This window comes from Kluyvera sp., assembly GCF_965301105.1.
Map to the genome: position 1 here is coordinate 1 of NZ_CBDKZX010000015.1, position 15081 is coordinate 15081.

A 15081-nucleotide genomic window follows, 5' to 3' on the forward strand; every position below is an offset into this window, starting at 1 on the left:
CAGCAGCTGGATTCACTGAACTTCGGCGGCATGTTTGAGGCGTGGTTCTAAGCGAACGTGATAGCTCCTCTCGCCCAAAACGGGCGAGAGGGTACGATTGGCGTAGGCAGTGTTCTACGCCATCTTCTCATTGAATTCTTACTTTCGCCGTCACCAGCACGGCGGTCAGCAGCATCAGCGCGCCGGAAATCATTAACGGCGAAGTCAGCCCCAGACGATCCAGCGCCAGTCCGCCAATCGCCGCGCCACAGGTATTCGCCAACTGAATGACGGCCACCTGAATAGAACCGGCTTTTTCCGCCTGATCGGCCAGTGAGCGGGTAATCCACGTCGACCAGCCCACCGGCACCAGTGCAAACGCCAGCCCCCAGATAATCGCGATGCCAGCGGCTACCACTTTCTCGCCGCCCCACAACGTAAGCACCAGCGCGCTCACCGCCAGCACCAGCGGCGCACCGGCTAGCGCCAGTTTGACCGAGCGTTTAAGGATAACGGAAGAGAACGACGTACCGATAAAGCTGGCGATACCGAAGCTCAGCAGCACCAACGTCAGGCCATCAACGTCAAAGCCCGCCAGATTCGTATACACCGGGCGAATATAAGTGAAGAAGGCAAACTGCCCGGCGAAGGACATAAAGATGGCGATCATCCCGGCCATCACGCCGGGACGCTGCAGCAGGCTAAACATGTTTTGCTTCTGATGCGCAGGTTCACCCGGCAGCGATGGCAACGCCTTCACCACCCAAATGCAACACAGCAGCCCCATTACCGCCGCCGCGTTAAAGACGTTACGCCAGCCGATGATACCGCCCAGAAAACTCCCCAGCGGCGCAGCAATCACCAGTGCGATAGACACCGCGCCAAAGATCACCGACAGCGCTTTCGGCACCGTGCGAGCGGGCACCAGACGCATCGTCAGTGAAGCCGACATGGCCCAGAAGCCCCCCAGCGCCAGCCCCAGACAAGCACGCCCCAACAGCAGCAACGTGAACGAACTGGCAAACGACACCAGCAGGCAGGAAAGCGTCAGGAGAACGGAGAACAGAATCACCACGTAGCGACGGTTGGTCGCGCCAATGGCCTGGGTAATAAACAGGCTGGAGAACATGGCGACAAACGCGGTCACCGTGACCGACTGCCCGGCGACGCCTTCGGAAATCCCCAGATCCTGCGCCATCGGTGTCAGCAGGCTGACGGGTAAAAACTCGACGGTAATCAGGCAGGCGACGCAAAACGCCACGGCGAAAACCGCCGACCAGTTGGGCCGCGCAACGACGTCAGCGCGGGTTTTTTCTTCGATATGTGCACTCATTTTGTTACCTGCGGAGGGTGTCTTTGCGGAAAAGACACGCAGTGTAACATCTTAACTGTGACGTATTTAACGTTTTAGCAACTGACATGGTTGCACTGCATTTTGCGAGGCCGATCGGAAGCTGAGAATTATCGTCTCTCCCTGCGTGCAAAACCAAAAGGCAAGACATAGTGTATCACCTGGTGCTACACTTTAGACTACAGGATGTCAACCTGATGCGAATATTCAAAACCAGGTGGTTTAACAGGGAAGCGAAATCCCACACGATAAAAGATGACGAGTTAAGTGAGGCAGTCAACGCCGTACTACAGGGAAAAGCAGATAATCTCGGAGGCGGGGTTTATAAAAAACGTCTCAATCAGAACCGCGATCGCGCAATTGTGCTGGCAAAGGGAGGTGAACATTGGTTTTACACCTTTCTGTATGCCAAACAGGATATGGCAAACATCAGCTATGGCGAACTCGCGGGCTTTCGTGAGTTAGCAAAGTACTATGCTTGCCTTACCGAAGATCAGATAACGGCACTCATTAACAATAAAGAACTGATAGAGGTGCGCCATGTCAGCAAAAACTAAATTCAAAAGCCCTGCCTTTGAAGCAATTCACAGCGCGGCATCTGGATTATTTAGCGTGGATGCCATTCCTCTGGAGACAATGCGCAGTTTTGATACCACCTGCTTAAGCAATATCAGAGACCTGCAGCCGCTTGAAATAAAAGCGCTCCGTGAAGAGCTCAAGGTTAGCCAACCCGTTTTCGCCCGCTATCTGAATACTAGCGTATCAACGGTACAGAAGTGGGAAAGCGGCGTTAAACGCCCCAGCGGGATGTCACTGAAACTGCTGAGTGTTGTTCAAAAACACGGCCTTAAGGTTCTGCTGTGACGATTTATGTCGGATAACGCAGCAGATAATTACGCCACACCATCGCCGATGACCTCAATGCAGCCAGTGAACGCCGTTTTCATCGTGGAACAGCGCGTTGTAGCGATACTGGAAAGCGTTGAGCTCGCTAATCTCCGGTTCCAGTTCGCGCAGGAAGCTGAGTGCCAGACGCACCTGAGCGTCGGTGATGGGCGCGGCGAGACGGGCTTTTTGCAGCCGCCGATGCCAGGTGTGCATATTGGATTCACTGCCGTCGACGATGCACACCTGCCAGATCAGCAGCATCTGCGCCGCATTCTGCAAATGGGCTTCGTTAGGACGCTCCAGATAACGTAAAAACTCTTCGCCCTGCGCTTTCCCTAACTGGTCGATCATCGACTCTACCGGTTCTGGCGTGATCGCCAGTCGTTCGCTGAGACGGCGTATAGCCCGTCGGGAACTCGAGGTCAGGATCCGAAATCCGACAACAAATACCACCGCCAGGGTGGCCAGAATTAACCAGATCATGCACGCTCTCACTTAGGCTAAACCCGGACATGATAATGGGATTTTGCGCGCTGTCGATAATCGGGCATACCATAATGTGCGTTAGCTCGATGAAGGCAGAGGATGATGAAAGCGGATCTCAGATCCCAGGCATAAAAAAGCCCGGTGCAGAACCGGGCAAACGTTACCAAACACACTTACGCCATTTTTAACTGCTGAATCTTTTTCTCACGGCGAATTTTACGTTCTTCAAAGATAGCGACGATGGCCATCAGGCAGATACAGCCAATGGCGGCGGTATCCAGCGCGGCAAAGGTGCCCGCCCAACCGGTGAGGCCGAAAATCGGCGTGCCGTCGGCAATCATCCCCAGACCCAGCTTGGCGAAGCTGTCACCAATCAGGTAGGCGAAGGTGCCTTTAATGCCATCGGCCGCGCCGATCGCTTTTTTCGGTACAAATCCGACGGCGGCCACGCCGATTAACAGCTGCGGACCGAACACCAGGAAGCCGAGGGCAAACAGCGACGCCAGATAGACGTACTGGTTGCTGGCGTGCTGGTATACGCCGAGCGTGGCGATGATGAGTGCCAGCGCCACGCAAGCCACCAGCGCGCGACGACCGTTAGCGAGATCGGAGAGCCAGCCCCACAGCAGCGTGCCGACCAGCGCGCCCACTTCAAACAGGGTAAAGCCCTGAATCGCCACTTCTTTGGAGAGCTTCAGCTCCTGGAAAGCGTAGACGGTGGACCACTGGTCGATACCGATACGCACCACGTACAGGAAGATGTTCGAGAAACATAACAGCCAGATCACTTTGTTTTTCAGCACGTACTCAACAAAGATCTGCCATTTGGTCATCTCGTTTTCTTCGGTCTCTTTGTCCTCTTCGCTGATCTCTTCACCGAACAGTTCTTCAGCTTTGCCAAGACCGTAAGATTCCGGGGAATCGCTGCCAAAACGCAGGCCGATAAAACCGACAATCAGGGCAATAATCGACGGGAAGATAAACATCCCGATGACGTGGCCGTCGAACAGGTAATTCGCGCCGAACAGCGCGACACCCGCCGCACCCGCACCGCCGAGGTTGTGGGAGATGTTCCACATACCGAGGTAGGAACCGCGCTTACGGCGCGGTGTCCACTTGGTGATGGTGGAATAACTGCACGAGCCACCGGTGCTCTGGAAGAAACCGCTCAGAGCATAGAAAGTAATCATCAGGAACAAGCTGACGGAGCCCGAGCCCATGCTGGCGCTGAAGCCGAGCATACAAATGGCGGAGAGGATCAGCATAAACGGCAGGAACTGCTTGGTGTTTTTGCCGTCAGCGTAGTAGGAAACCAGCGTTTTGCCCACGCCGTAGGTAATGGAAAAGCCCAGGCCAATCATCCCCAGCTGCGTCATGCTCAGCCCGTAGGTGGAGATCATGTCGTTCTGCGCGATGTTGAAGTTTTTGCGGATCAGGTACATGGTCAGGTAGCCGATAAAGACCACCAGATAGGACTGCATGAACGGTTTGAACCACATTTTGCGCCGCACATCGAGCGGCAGATCCAGGGTCGGTTTGCGCACCTGGTTTAAGAAGGCCAGCATGGGTATCTCCTGATTTTTATACCTGCGTGATGGCCGGTATTGTAAAAATCAGCGGCGCAGCTGGCCTGAGACAGCGTCCAGGTGGAACCGGGAAAATTTCTTAGTTTTACGCCGTTTGTCGAAGAAAGGTGAAGCAGGTCACGCTTCGCGCGGGGCCTGGGCGTTTAAGAACGGCAGTAACAGCAGCGCGGAAATCCCCGCCGCAATGGCGATCACCACGAAGAATCCGGTCCAGTGCCACGCTTCCATCACCTTCGCCAGCGGCCAGCCGGAGAGCGAGGCCCCCAGATAAGCAAACAGCCCGACAAACCCGGTCGCCGCGCCTGCCGCCTCTTTGTGCGAGCACTCTGCCGCCGCCATGCCAATCAGCATCTGCGGGCCAAAGACGAAGAACCCGGTGGTGAAGAAGCACGCCGCCTGCATCACGTAGCTGGCGAACGGCATCAGCCACAGCGAGCCGACCGAAAGCAGAATCCCGGCGGCGAAAATCAAGTTCATCGGCCCTCGATTGCCGTTAAACAGCTTGTCTGAGCCCCAGCCTGCCACCAGCGCGCCGATAAAGCCGCCCAGTTCAAACATGGTGACAGCGGTGTTGGCGGTGACCAAATCGACGCCGAGCGTCTCCGACATATACAGATTGCCCCAGTCGTTGATCGCCGCGCGCACCACGTACACCAGCACGTAGCACAACGACAATAGCCAGATATACGGGTTGAGTAACACGTACCGGGTGAGGATCTCTTTACGAGTCAGCCCCGCCCCTTCCTGCTGTTGGGCTATCTCCAGCGCGTCGTGCTGCCAGTCGCCAACCGGCGGCAAGCCTACCGCCTGCGGTCTGTCGCGCAGTCGCCAGCAAAGAAAAACGCCCACCACGATCGCCAGCAACCCGGCAATCATCATCCCGGCGCGCCAGCCGTAATGCAGCGCCGCCGCGCCCATCACCATCGGAATCAGCGCGCCGCCGACGTTGTGCGCGGTGTTCCAGATGGCCCACCAGCCGCCGCGCTCGTTGCGCGAATACCACGCGGTGAGCAAGCGGGCGCACACCGGCGCCCCCCAGCCCTGGAAGAAGGCGTTCAGCGCCCACAGCACGGCAAAGGCCCACAGTGAGGTGGAGAAACCGAACAGAATATTGACCACGCCAGTAGCGATTAGCCCGATCCCCATAAAATAGCGGGCGTTCGAGCGGTCGCTGACGATACCCGAAACAAACTTCGACAGTCCGTAGGTGATGTAAAACAGCGTCGCCAGCAGACCGATATCGCTGCGGGTCAGCACGCCGCTGGTGATGATCTCCGGCACCGCGGCGTTAAAGCTTTTGCGGGTGAAGTAAAACAGCGCGTAGCCGAGCCAGATGGTCAGCAGGATATGCCGCCGCCAGTAACGGTAGCGGGCGTCCACTTCCTGCTTGTCGGTGATAAGCGGCACGCTGGCCGGGGCTTTTAAAAACTGAAACATCGCCGTTCCTCAGGCGTAGCGCTGGGGCAGCGACACGCTAACGCGCGTGCCGTGCATGCAGGAAATCGTGAGTGAACCACCGAGCGCCGTCACGCGCTCGCGCATACCGGTGAGGCCAAAACCTTGCTGATTCGAACCCGGCGGCAAGCCGCTGCCGTCGTCCTCGATGACCAGCATCAGCCGTTCATCCTGTTGCCAACCCTGGAGCGTCACCGCGCTGGCGTTGGCGTGCTTAACAATGTTGTTGAGCCCTTCCTGACAGACGCGAAACAGCGTCACGCGCTGGCTTTCGCTCAGCAATGACTCGTCGATTCGCCAGTCAAGGTGGCTGACGATACCGCGGCTTTCCAGCTCCATTTCACGCATCAGCGAACGAATGGCCTGTTCCAGCGTGAGATCGTCCAGCTGACGCGGACGCAGGCGACCCAGCAGGCGGCGCACGGCATCGTATACGCCCAGCGAAAGCTGTTCAATATGCGCCCCACTCTGCTTCACCCCGACGTTGTCGGGGGCCAGTCGCTGCACAATCCCCGCCTGCGTGCGAATGGCGGTGATGGTCTGGCCGATATCGTCGTGCAGTTCGCGCGCGACGTCGCGGCGCACGCTCTCTTCGGTTTCCAGCAGACGTTCCGCCAGCCGGTGGTTGCGCGCCAGTTCGTTTTGCAGCGACTGATTCAGCTCACGCAGCCGCTGAATGCCAGCACCGAGCAGCAGCCCGGTCAGGCTTTGCGCCAGCAGCGAGAGCAGTAAATCGACCGGGTGATCGTGCCAGGTCTGGCTTGCAATCAGCGCGATGGCGTTCATCAACGTCGCAATCAGCGCTCCCTGCCAGCCGTAGTGCCAGGCGAGCGCGATAATCGGTAAGGCAAGACAGAACGGGGTAAAGCGCGACAGCTCGGCGGGTAAACCGAGCTGCAGCCACAGACTGACGGTGAACAGCAGCAGATACCAGACCAGATGTCGTCCACGCCAGTTCACCGGCTGCGACACCAGCGCCGGGCCGAGCGGCAGCCAGGTGGTGCTGGTGAGATAGTGCCAGAACACCAGACAGATCGGCGCTAACGTCAGGCCGCCGGTGAGCGTCAGCAGCAGCGCATTCCACGCCGCTTCGCCTTGCCCCAGCCAGGGCAGCGATTGCAGTAGCGCCGCAGCCGTCAGCGCCGCCCCCTGCAAAAGCAATGTGCGCCAGTCGCGTTGATGACGATAGCGGGAAATCAGCGTGACCGGCAGCAACGTAAGAAAACTCCCAATCATCAAAACCGGCAGATGCGCCAACGCCACTTCCTGCGCCAGCCAGTACATCAGCAGCCACTCCGCGCCCAGCAACACTGGCCAGTAGCTGCGCGGGCATTGCAGCATTAATCCCAGACGAAGGCCGAACGGAAACAGCAGTACCGCCAGCTCCGGGCGCTCAACCAGGTGCAGGCTGATACTCCACAGGCAAAACCACGCGGCGGAAAAGATAAAGAAACAGGCAACAACGGTAATCAACCGGGAGAAAAGTGCGTTCATTGCCAGCCGTCAAACATGCGGCGCGCCAGCTCAACGTCGTTGCTGACGTTCAGCTTTTCCATCAGGTTAGCGCGATGAACGTGCACCGTCTTCGGTGACAACCCCAGCTCGGCGGCGATCTCTTTGACCGCCATGCCCTGCGCCAGTTTTTCCGCCACCTGACGCTCACGCTTGGTCAACGGATCCTGACGACCGGCCGCCAGCTTGACGGCAATATCCGGCGTTAAGTAGCAACCGCCTGTCGCCACGGTATGTACGGCGGCAATCAGTTCATCCGGGCTACAGCGCTTGGAGAGAAAGCCGCGCGCCCCGGCCTTCAGCGCCTGCTCGACCAGCGCCGGGCTGTCGTGGACGGAGAGCATGATGATCGCCATCCCTTTTGGCAACTGGCTCAGCAGCTCAAGGCCCGAGATATCGGGCATCGAAATATCGCAAATGCACACCTGCACGCCTCGCCCCGGTAAGCCGGCCAACGCCTCGCGCCCGGAACCAAACTCCGCAATGACCTGCAAATCCGGTTCCAGACCGAGCAGCTGGGCAAAGCCGGAGCGGACGATAGTGTGGTCGTCGATAAGGGCGATGGTGATCATGGGTTTGTCCTGGCGGATAAAAAAACGCGCTTACCTTAACGATAAGCGCGTGGCTGTTCAAGTCTTGAGCGAACTACTCGAAGAAGACGGAGATTTTATTAAACATCGAGGGATCTGACTGGTTGCGGGCCACTTTCACCACATCTTCCAGCTTGTCGATCTGGCTCATCATCTGCTCAAGGCGCTGGTCGTCATTCACCAATAGCCAGATTCGGCTATGGTCGCTGCCGTGGATCGGCAGACAGAGAATGCCCTCCACGTTAAACGCACGACGGGCAAATAGCCCGCAGACGTGAGTCATGACGCCCGGATGGTTGCGCACGGTAAGCTCCAGAATAACGTTATCATGAGTCTGTTTTTGCATGGCTTATTCCCCCACCATTTCGCTATTCGCCGCACCCGGCGGAACCATCGGATACACTTTTTCTTCCGCATCGATACGCACGTGGATCAGCGCCGGTCCTGGGCGGTTGATGATCGCCTGCAGCGCCGCTTGCGGATCCGTTTCGTTGTTTAAATCGCAGGTTTCAAGGCCGAAACCGGCGGCAATTTGCATAAAGTTAATCATGCCCGGATAGGTGGCGGCAAATACGCCCTGCTTGTAGAACAGGCTCTGCTGTTGATGCACCAGCCCCAGCGCCTGGTTGTTCATCAGAATAATCTTCACGTCCAGCTGATTTTCTGCCGCCGTCGCCATCTCCTGGATGTTCATCATCAGGCTGCCGTCACCGGAGAAACACAGCACTTTCTTGTCCGGATTCGCCAGCGCCGCGCCGATGGCCGCCGGCAGGCCGAAGCCCATGGTGCCGAGGCCGCCGGAGGTCAGCCACTGGCGTGGACGGTTCAGCGGATAAGCCTGCGCCGCCCACATCTGATGCTGGCCCACGTCGGTGGTGATGATCGCGTTGTCGTCTACACAGGCGGCAACAGCGTTGATCAGGCCGTAATGGCTGAGTGGGTCACCGGCTTGCGGAATCGCCCCCGGGAACTCTTGTTGCAGCTCGGCGACTTTACCGCGCCACTCGGTACGCGGCTGCGCGTCAATCTGCGGCAGCAGCTGCGCCAGAACGTCATCCACATCCGCCTGAATCGCCACATGCGCCTGCTTGATTTTGCCCAGCTCGGCGCGGTCGATATCCACGTGAATAATTTTCGCGTTCGGACAGAATTCCGCCACTTTACCGGTCGCCCGGTCATCAAAACGTGCGCCTAAAACTACCAGCAAATCAGATTGTTGCAGAATAAAGTTGGTACTGCGCGCGCCATGCATGCCCAGCATGCCTAACGACAGCGGGTGCGCTTTCGGCAGTATGCCCAGCGCCATCAGCGTCATGGTGGTTGGCAGGTTGGCTTTCTCGGCCAGTTCGCGTACGCGTTGCGGCGCGTTAATTACCCCGCCGCCGAGATACAGCACTGGACGCTGCGCGGCGTTAATCATCGCCGCCGCTTCGCTGACGCTCCCGGCGCTAAAGTCTGGCGTGGCAGCGCGACCGCCCGGTTCCGGCAGTTCGCTGATGTCGATTTCCGCGGTCTGCACATCCTTAGGAATGTCTATCCACACCGGACCTGGGCGACCCGACTGCGCAATCCGGAAGGCATCAGCAATAACCTGCGGTAATTCATTGATGTTGCGGACTAAGTAGTTGTGTTTAGTGATGGGGATAGAGATACCGTAGGTGTCGACTTCCTGGAACGCGTCGGTACCGATTAACGAGGAGGCCACCTGACCGGTGATGCACACCAAGGGAATGGAGTCGAGGCGCGCGTCGGCAATGGCGGTGACCAGGTTGGTGGCGCCGGGGCCGCTACAGGCCATGCACACCGCCGGCTTACCCTGGGTGCGCGCCATGCCCTGGGCGATAAAGCCCGCGCCCTGCTCGTGTCGCGCCAGAATATGACGGATTTGCGTGCTCTGGCTTAACGCGTCGTACAGCGGAAGCACCGTGCCGCCGGGGATGCCGGTCACCATAGTGATGCCCTGACGCTCCAGTAAATGAACGATTAACTGCGCGCCCGTAAACCGGGTCGGTTGTGATGTTGTGCCCGAACTTGCCATGCTCCAGTCCTTTTATTCTGGGCCGACCATCCGGGAGGGGCTAGAAACTAAAAACCCCGCCCGGTTTGCGCCGGCGGGGTTTGGAATCGTGTGTGTTCCTGACCCTACGGCGCATTGCCGACGACCACCACCACACGCACGACGACCACCGCGGCTGGTAGCGCGGTTTTTAGTAGGGTCGAAGTCATCATGGATGGAGTCATTCAGGGTCTGTCTCATCATTCGTTAAGTGAATTTATACAAACACAGCTTTTTCAGGCTGACAATGGAAATATTTTCATCTGCGTAAAAATGCAGCAAAGATCACATTTCCGCGCGGAGGGAAATCCTCTGAACTGTCCCAGTTTTCCCCTATTTCTGGCCCTGTTTTCCGCCGGTGGGTTGTGTTACGTTTTGGTGAATTCCCCCTCAACCACGCATGATCATGACACTTTCTGTTTTTTGCATTTTGCTGTTTGCCGCGCTGCTGCACGCGAGCTGGAACGCTATCGTTAAGGCGGGAAACGATAAACTCTATTCGGCGATCGGCGTCACCGGTTCCGCCGCATTAATCGCATTGGTATTCATTCCCTTCGCGCCTGCGCCATCGGCGGCCAGCGTGCCTTTTATGATTGCCTCGACGGTTTTACAGGTGATCTACACCGTGCTGGTGGCGAAAACCTATCAAATTTCCGATATGAGCCAGACTTACCCACTGATGCGCGGCACCGCGCCGCTGCTGGTGGCCATTATCAGCGTACTGTTTCTGGGCGATCATCTTTCCGCGCTGGCGTGGTGCGGAATCGCGGTTATCTGTACAGCGATTCTGGGGATGGCGTTCAACAGTCGTGGGGGTTCGCAGCGAGGCGTGGTGTTAGCACTGCTGAACGCCTGGATTATTGCCGGGTATACGCTGATTGACGGCACCGGCGTCCGACTCTCCGACACGGCGCTTGGCTATACGCTATGGTCCTTTTTCCTGAATGGTTCAACTCTGCTCTGCTGGGCGATGCTTGCCCGCCGTCGCGAGGCGTCGAGATATCTGGCGCATAACTGGAAAAAGGGCATCCTCGGCGGAATGGGCACCATGGGTTCTTACGGGCTGGCGCTGTGGGCCATGACTCAGGCGCCGCTGGCGGTGGTCGCCGCGCTGCGCGAAACCTCGATTTTGTTTGGCGCGCTGATCGCCTGGCTGTTGCTGAAAGAACGGGTGGCGGGCATTCGCCTGGTTGCCGCCTGCGGCATTGCCGCGGGGGCGATCGTGCTGCGGCTGTCCTGAAAAACTGGCAACTATTGTTGCCGATCGACGTGTATAAATCCTGCCTGCGTCACACATTTCATTTACATGACGCATGATTAAATCGCCACCGCAGTGTGGTAGATTCCTCTCCGATTTGGCGCATAGCCTGGATGTTTATTCTTACAAACCTAAATTCCATAAAGTAATCAGCGAAATGAAAAGAGATAGAAACGTCAACATCCTGGTGATGCTGGTGTTGCTGGTGGCTGTCGGCCAGATGGCGCAGACCATTTATATTCCCGCTATCGCCCAGATGGCGAGCAACCTCAACGTGCGTGAAGGGGCAGTGCAGAGCGTGATGGCGGCGTACCTGCTGACCTACGGCGTTTCCCAGCTGTTTTACGGCCCATTGTCCGACCGCGTGGGACGCCGTCCGGTGATCCTCGCAGGAATGTCGATTTTTATGCTGGCGACGCTGGTTGCCATCACCACCCACAGCCTGACGGTGCTGATTGCCGCCAGCGCTTTACAGGGAATGGGGACTGGCGTCGGCGGCGTGATGGCGCGGACGCTGCCGCGTGACCTGTATGAAGGCAGCCAGCTACGCCACGCCAACAGCCTGTTAAACATGGGGATTCTGGTAAGCCCCCTGCTGGCGCCGCTGATTGGCGGCGTGCTGGAAACGCTGATTAACTGGCGAGCCTGCTACGGCTTTCTGCTGGTGCTGTGCGCGGGCGTCACCTTCAGTATGGCGCGCTGGATGCCGGAGACGCGTCCGAGTGGCGCGCCCAAAACCCGGCTTATCAGCAACTATAAAACGCTGTTCGGCAACAGCGGCTTTAACTGCTACCTGCTCATGCTGATTGGCGGCCTGGCCGGAATTGCGGTGTTTGAAGCGAGCTCGGGCGTGCTGATGGGCGGCGTGCTAGGCCTCAGCAGCATGACGGTCAGCATCCTGTTTATTCTGCCGATTCCGGCGGCATTCTTTGGCGCATGGTTCGCCGGGCGGCCCAAAAAACGCTTCCCGACCCTTATGTGGCAGTCGGTGGTGAGTTGCCTGTTAGCCGGGCTGATGATGTGGATCCCAGGCCTGTTCGGCGTGATGAATATCTGGACGCTACTGGTCCCCGCCGCGCTGTTCTTCTTCGGCGCAGGCATGCTGTTCCCGCTGGCGACCAGCGGCGCGATGGAGCCGTTCCCGTTCCTCGCCGGTACCGCCGGGGCGCTGGTGGGCGGGCTGCAAAACATCGGCTCCGGCGTGCTGGCCTGGCTGTCGGCGATGATGCCGCAAACCGGGCAGAGCAGTATCGGCCTGCTGATGACGCTGATGGGGCTGCTGATTTTCCTCTGCTGGCTGCCGCTGGCTTCGCGCTTTGCGCATCAGGGTCAGGCGGTGTAATCAGGACCGGTTTTCTCCCTCTCCCCTATGGGGAGAGGGGACCGTCTGTGCCCTTTTTTATGTTTGCCGCCTGGTTAACCTGCTCCTGAAGCCAACCAATAAACGCCTCGATTTTCGGCCACTGCCTGCCGGGCAGCGTGGTGATGTAGTAATGCTGATGGCATTTCAGCGCCATATCGCCAAAAGGCGCGACCAACTCTCCGCTGTCGAGACGTTTTTGCACCAGCCTCTTTCTCCCCATCGCCACGCCGATATGGTTCATCGCCGCAATCACCGCTAAATCAGAACGATCGAAACCAATACCCGACGATGTCGGCAAATTTGCCGCATAATGCTGCGCCCAGCTGTGCCATTCATCCGTTCCCGAATCGTTACTCCATGCCTGCCTGTCGTGCAGCAACGTACAGTGCGGCAAGTTCAGCAGTGATCCCATCAGGTCATAGCGACGGGCGTAGTCCGGGCTGCATACCGGCAAAATCTCTTCATCCATCAGAAAATGGTGCGTGAGCTGCGCGGACGGCGCATCATCAAAATAGAGCGCCAGATCGACCCCGGCACGCTGCAGGTTGACGTTGTCGTTCCCGGTCAGGATGGTCAGTGAAATGGACGGGTAGCGGCGGGTAAAATCACCGAGCGCCGGAACCAGCCAGCACTGGGCGATAGAGGGCCGCGAGTAGACGGTGAGTGTCCCCGACAGTTCCTGATTCTTGATATCAAGAATTTCCTGGTTGAGCGTGTCCAGCGACGATTTCAGCGCCCAGAACACGCGTTTGCCTTCGTGGGTGAGTTCCACTTTGCGGTGCGAGCGGACAAACAGCTGAATGCCTAACTCCTCTTCCAGCTGATTAATCCGATGGCTGACGGCGCTGGGGCTTAATGACAGCTCGTCCGCCGCCAGCGCAAATGACTGATGTCGGGCCGCCACTTCAAAGGTATACAGCTTCGACAGCTGCCAGCCGTTGAGCAGCCGGTTTCTGACCTCGCACTGGGGATCCATAATCACCTCTTTCATCCTGATTTCTCTTCGCCAGAGTGTAAAAAAACCAGCGCTAAAAATCAGCATATAGGTGACGCAGAGTGAATCATGTCGCATAAATGCAGAGTAATTAGACATAAATCACTCATTTGATTCAATCTGGCTCATGTGAGTGGGAATTTATATCGTTTGTCAGACCCTGCCTTATTTTTGTCCAATAACCCCAGGTTAATCACAGGGCAAGGTGAGTTATGCACTCTCAAATCTGGGTTGTGAGCACGCTGCTGATAAGCATCGTGTTAATCGTTTTGACCATCGTGAAGTTTAAATTCCACCCGTTTCTGGCGCTGCTGTTAGCCAGCTTCTTCGTGGGTACGATGATGGGTATGGGGCCGCTGGATATGGTCAATGCCATTGAGAGTGGCATCGGCGGTACGCTGGGCTTCCTCGCCGCGGTTATCGGCCTTGGGACCATTCTGGGCAAAATGATGGAAGTGTCCGGCGCGGCCGAACGCATCGGCCTGACGCTACAGCGCTGTCGCTGGCTTTCCGCCGACGTCATTATGGTACTGGTCGGGCTGATTTGCGGGATCACGCTGTTTGTGGAAGTGGGCGTGGTGCTATTGATTCCACTGGCTTTTTCAATTGCCAAAAAGACCAATACCTCACTGCTGAAGCTGGCGATTCCGCTGTGTACGGCGCTGATGGCGGTGCACTGCGTGGTGCCGCCGCATCCGGCAGCGCTGTTCGTGGCCAACAAGTTGGGGGCCGATATTGGCACCGTGATTGTCTACGGTTTACTGGTAGGATTGATGGCCTCACTGATCGGCGGGCCGCTGTACCTGAAATTTCTCGGCAACCGTCTGCCGTTTAAGCCGGTACCGGCTGAGTTTTCCGACCTGAAAGTGCGCGATGAAAGTACGCTGCCGTCGCTAAGCGCCACGCTGTTTACCATTCTGCTGCCGATTGGCCTGATGCTGGTGAAAACCGTCGCGGAGCTGAACATGGCGAAAGGCAGCACGGTCTATACACTACTGGAGTTTATTGGTAACCCGATCACCGCGATGTTTATTGCCGTCTTCGTGGCCTATTACATTCTCGGCCTGCGTCAGCACATCGGCATGGGCGCGCTGCTGACCCACACTGAAAACGGGTTTGGTTCGATTGCCAACATTCTGCTGATTATCGGCGCAGGCGGCGCATTCAACGCTATCCTCAAGAGCAGCGGGCTGGCGGATACCCTCGCGTTGCTCCTCTCAAACATGCATATGCACCCAATTCTGCTGGCCTGGCTGGTGGCGTTAATCCTGCATGCCGCGGTGGGCTCCGCCACGGTGGCGATGATGGGCGCGACGGCAATCGTGGCACCAATGCTGCCGCTCTACCCCAACGTTAGCCCGGAGATCATTGCCATTGCCATCGGTTCCGGCGCTATTGGCTGCACGATCGTCACCGATTCCCTCTTCTGGCTGGTGAAGCAGTACTGCGGCGCCACCCTGAATGAGACGTTCAAATACTATACGACCGCGACATTTATCGCGTCCGTGATTGCACTGGTTTGCACATTCCTGCTTTCCTTTATTATCTAGCGCAAAAGAGACT

General features: G+C 57.5%; 14 protein-coding genes and 1 pseudogene. 5 read left to right on the forward strand and 10 right to left on the reverse strand.

The annotated features are described in order from the left end of the window. Nucleotides 1-127 precede the first annotated feature (127 nt). A complete protein-coding gene (gene nepI, locus ACW14G_RS08310) occupies nt 128-1312 on the reverse strand; it encodes a purine ribonucleoside efflux pump NepI (protein WP_249022558.1) in 1185 nt (394 codons plus the stop codon). 215 nt (nt 1313-1527) lie between these two features. On the opposite strand from nepI, the gene ACW14G_RS08315 reads away from it, so the two are divergent. After that, nucleotides 1528-1887, forward strand: a complete 360-nt coding sequence (locus tag ACW14G_RS08315; RefSeq protein ID WP_163447669.1) for a type II toxin-antitoxin system RelE/ParE family toxin — start codon at nt 1528-1530, stop codon at nt 1885-1887. Beyond that, nucleotides 1871-2194: a helix-turn-helix domain-containing protein gene (locus tag ACW14G_RS08320; protein WP_163447668.1), complete on the forward strand. Its 324-nt coding sequence runs from the start codon at nt 1871-1873 to the stop codon at nt 2192-2194. The genes ACW14G_RS08315 and ACW14G_RS08320 overlap by 17 nt, the downstream gene beginning before the upstream one ends. A gap of 54 nt (nt 2195-2248) precedes the next feature. Here the strand turns inward: ACW14G_RS08320 and ACW14G_RS08325 are convergent, their stop codons facing one another. From ACW14G_RS08325 to ivbL, 8 genes are all read right to left on the reverse strand, one after another. Continuing rightward, nucleotides 2249-2701: a DUF1198 family protein gene (locus tag ACW14G_RS08325; RefSeq protein WP_249022557.1), complete on the reverse strand. Its 453-nt coding sequence runs from the start codon at nt 2699-2701 to the stop codon at nt 2249-2251. A gap of 176 nt (nt 2702-2877) precedes the next feature. Beyond that, nucleotides 2878-4269 carry a hexose-6-phosphate:phosphate antiporter gene (uhpT, locus tag ACW14G_RS08330; RefSeq protein ID WP_064540786.1) on the reverse strand — a complete coding sequence of 464 codons (1392 nt, stop codon included), beginning with the start codon at nt 4267-4269 and terminating at the stop codon, nt 2878-2880. Between the two features lie 138 nt (nt 4270-4407). Beyond that, nucleotides 4408-5727 carry an MFS transporter gene (gene uhpC / locus ACW14G_RS08335; RefSeq protein WP_163447667.1) on the reverse strand — a complete coding sequence of 440 codons (1320 nt, stop codon included), beginning with the start codon at nt 5725-5727 and terminating at the stop codon, nt 4408-4410. Between the two features lie 9 nt (nt 5728-5736). Further along, a complete protein-coding gene (uhpB, locus tag ACW14G_RS08340) occupies nt 5737-7239 on the reverse strand; it encodes a signal transduction histidine-protein kinase/phosphatase UhpB (RefSeq protein WP_223803637.1) in 1503 nt (500 codons plus the stop codon). Beyond that, nucleotides 7236-7829, reverse strand: a complete 594-nt coding sequence (gene uhpA, locus ACW14G_RS08345) for a transcriptional regulator UhpA (protein ID WP_249022555.1) — start codon at nt 7827-7829, stop codon at nt 7236-7238. The genes uhpB and uhpA overlap by 4 nt, the downstream gene beginning before the upstream one ends. Before the next feature lie 73 nt (nt 7830-7902). After that, the gene (gene ilvN / locus ACW14G_RS08350) at nt 7903-8193 is read right to left on the reverse strand and encodes an acetolactate synthase small subunit (RefSeq protein WP_065357373.1); all 291 of its coding nucleotides are present in this window, start codon (nt 8191-8193) and stop codon (nt 7903-7905) included. A gap of 3 nt (nt 8194-8196) precedes the next feature. After that, nucleotides 8197-9885, reverse strand: coding sequence for an acetolactate synthase large subunit (gene ilvB / locus ACW14G_RS08355; protein WP_249022554.1), 1689 nt, complete (start codon nt 9883-9885; stop codon nt 8197-8199). Nucleotides 9886-9989: 104 nt separating this feature from the next. After that, nucleotides 9990-10088, reverse strand: coding sequence for an ilvB operon leader peptide IvbL (ivbL, locus tag ACW14G_RS08360; protein WP_072277096.1), 99 nt, complete (start codon nt 10086-10088; stop codon nt 9990-9992). Between the two features lie 193 nt (nt 10089-10281). Here ivbL and ACW14G_RS08365 point away from each other — a divergent pair. Beyond that, nucleotides 10282-11143, forward strand: a pseudogene (locus tag ACW14G_RS08365) (EamA family transporter). Between the two features lie 175 nt (nt 11144-11318). Beyond that, nucleotides 11319-12503 carry a multidrug efflux MFS transporter EmrD gene (gene emrD / locus ACW14G_RS08370; RefSeq protein ID WP_249022553.1) on the forward strand — a complete coding sequence of 395 codons (1185 nt, stop codon included), beginning with the start codon at nt 11319-11321 and terminating at the stop codon, nt 12501-12503. 25 nt (nt 12504-12528) lie between these two features. Here emrD and dsdC read toward each other — a convergent pair whose 3' ends face one another. Beyond that, the gene (gene dsdC / locus ACW14G_RS08375) at nt 12529-13500 is read right to left on the reverse strand and encodes a DNA-binding transcriptional regulator DsdC (RefSeq protein WP_419058324.1); all 972 of its coding nucleotides are present in this window, start codon (nt 13498-13500) and stop codon (nt 12529-12531) included. A 230-nt stretch (nt 13501-13730) separates the two neighbouring features. Here dsdC and dsdX point away from each other — a divergent pair, with 230 nt between their 5' ends. Further along, the gene (gene dsdX / locus ACW14G_RS08380) at nt 13731-15068 is read left to right on the forward strand and encodes a D-serine transporter DsdX (RefSeq protein WP_249022552.1); all 1338 of its coding nucleotides are present in this window, start codon (nt 13731-13733) and stop codon (nt 15066-15068) included. Nucleotides 15069-15081: the final 13 nt, after the last annotated feature.

What these genes read in the sequence shown, in the direction of transcription:
- nepI (WP_249022558.1), bottom strand. Translation starts at nt 1,312, where the DNA reads ATGAGTGCACATATCGAAGAAAAAACCCGCGCTGACGTCGTTGCGCGG.
- uhpA (WP_249022555.1), bottom strand. Translation starts at nt 7,829, where the DNA reads ATGATCACCATCGCCCTTATCGACGACCACACTATCGTCCGCTCCGGC.
- ACW14G_RS08325 (WP_249022557.1), bottom strand. Translation starts at nt 2,701, where the DNA reads ATGATCTGGTTAATTCTGGCCACCCTGGCGGTGGTATTTGTTGTCGGA.
- uhpC (WP_163447667.1), bottom strand. Translation starts at nt 5,727, where the DNA reads ATGTTTCAGTTTTTAAAAGCCCCGGCCAGCGTGCCGCTTATCACCGAC.
- emrD (WP_249022553.1), top strand. Translation starts at nt 11,319, where the DNA reads ATGAAAAGAGATAGAAACGTCAACATCCTGGTGATGCTGGTGTTGCTG.
- uhpB (WP_223803637.1), bottom strand. Translation starts at nt 7,239, where the DNA reads ATGAACGCACTTTTCTCCCGGTTGATTACCGTTGTTGCCTGTTTCTTT.
- dsdC (WP_419058324.1), bottom strand. Translation starts at nt 13,500, where the DNA reads ATGGATCCCCAGTGCGAGGTCAGAAACCGGCTGCTCAACGGCTGGCAG.
- ACW14G_RS08315 (WP_163447669.1), top strand. Translation starts at nt 1,528, where the DNA reads ATGCGAATATTCAAAACCAGGTGGTTTAACAGGGAAGCGAAATCCCAC.
- dsdX (WP_249022552.1), top strand. Translation starts at nt 13,731, where the DNA reads ATGCACTCTCAAATCTGGGTTGTGAGCACGCTGCTGATAAGCATCGTG.
- ACW14G_RS08320 (WP_163447668.1), top strand. Translation starts at nt 1,871, where the DNA reads ATGTCAGCAAAAACTAAATTCAAAAGCCCTGCCTTTGAAGCAATTCAC.
- ilvN (WP_065357373.1), bottom strand. Translation starts at nt 8,193, where the DNA reads ATGCAAAAACAGACTCATGATAACGTTATTCTGGAGCTTACCGTGCGC.
- ivbL (WP_072277096.1), bottom strand. Translation starts at nt 10,088, where the DNA reads ATGACTCCATCCATGATGACTTCGACCCTACTAAAAACCGCGCTACCA.
- uhpT (WP_064540786.1), bottom strand. Translation starts at nt 4,269, where the DNA reads ATGCTGGCCTTCTTAAACCAGGTGCGCAAACCGACCCTGGATCTGCCG.
- ilvB (WP_249022554.1), bottom strand. Translation starts at nt 9,885, where the DNA reads ATGGCAAGTTCGGGCACAACATCACAACCGACCCGGTTTACGGGCGCG.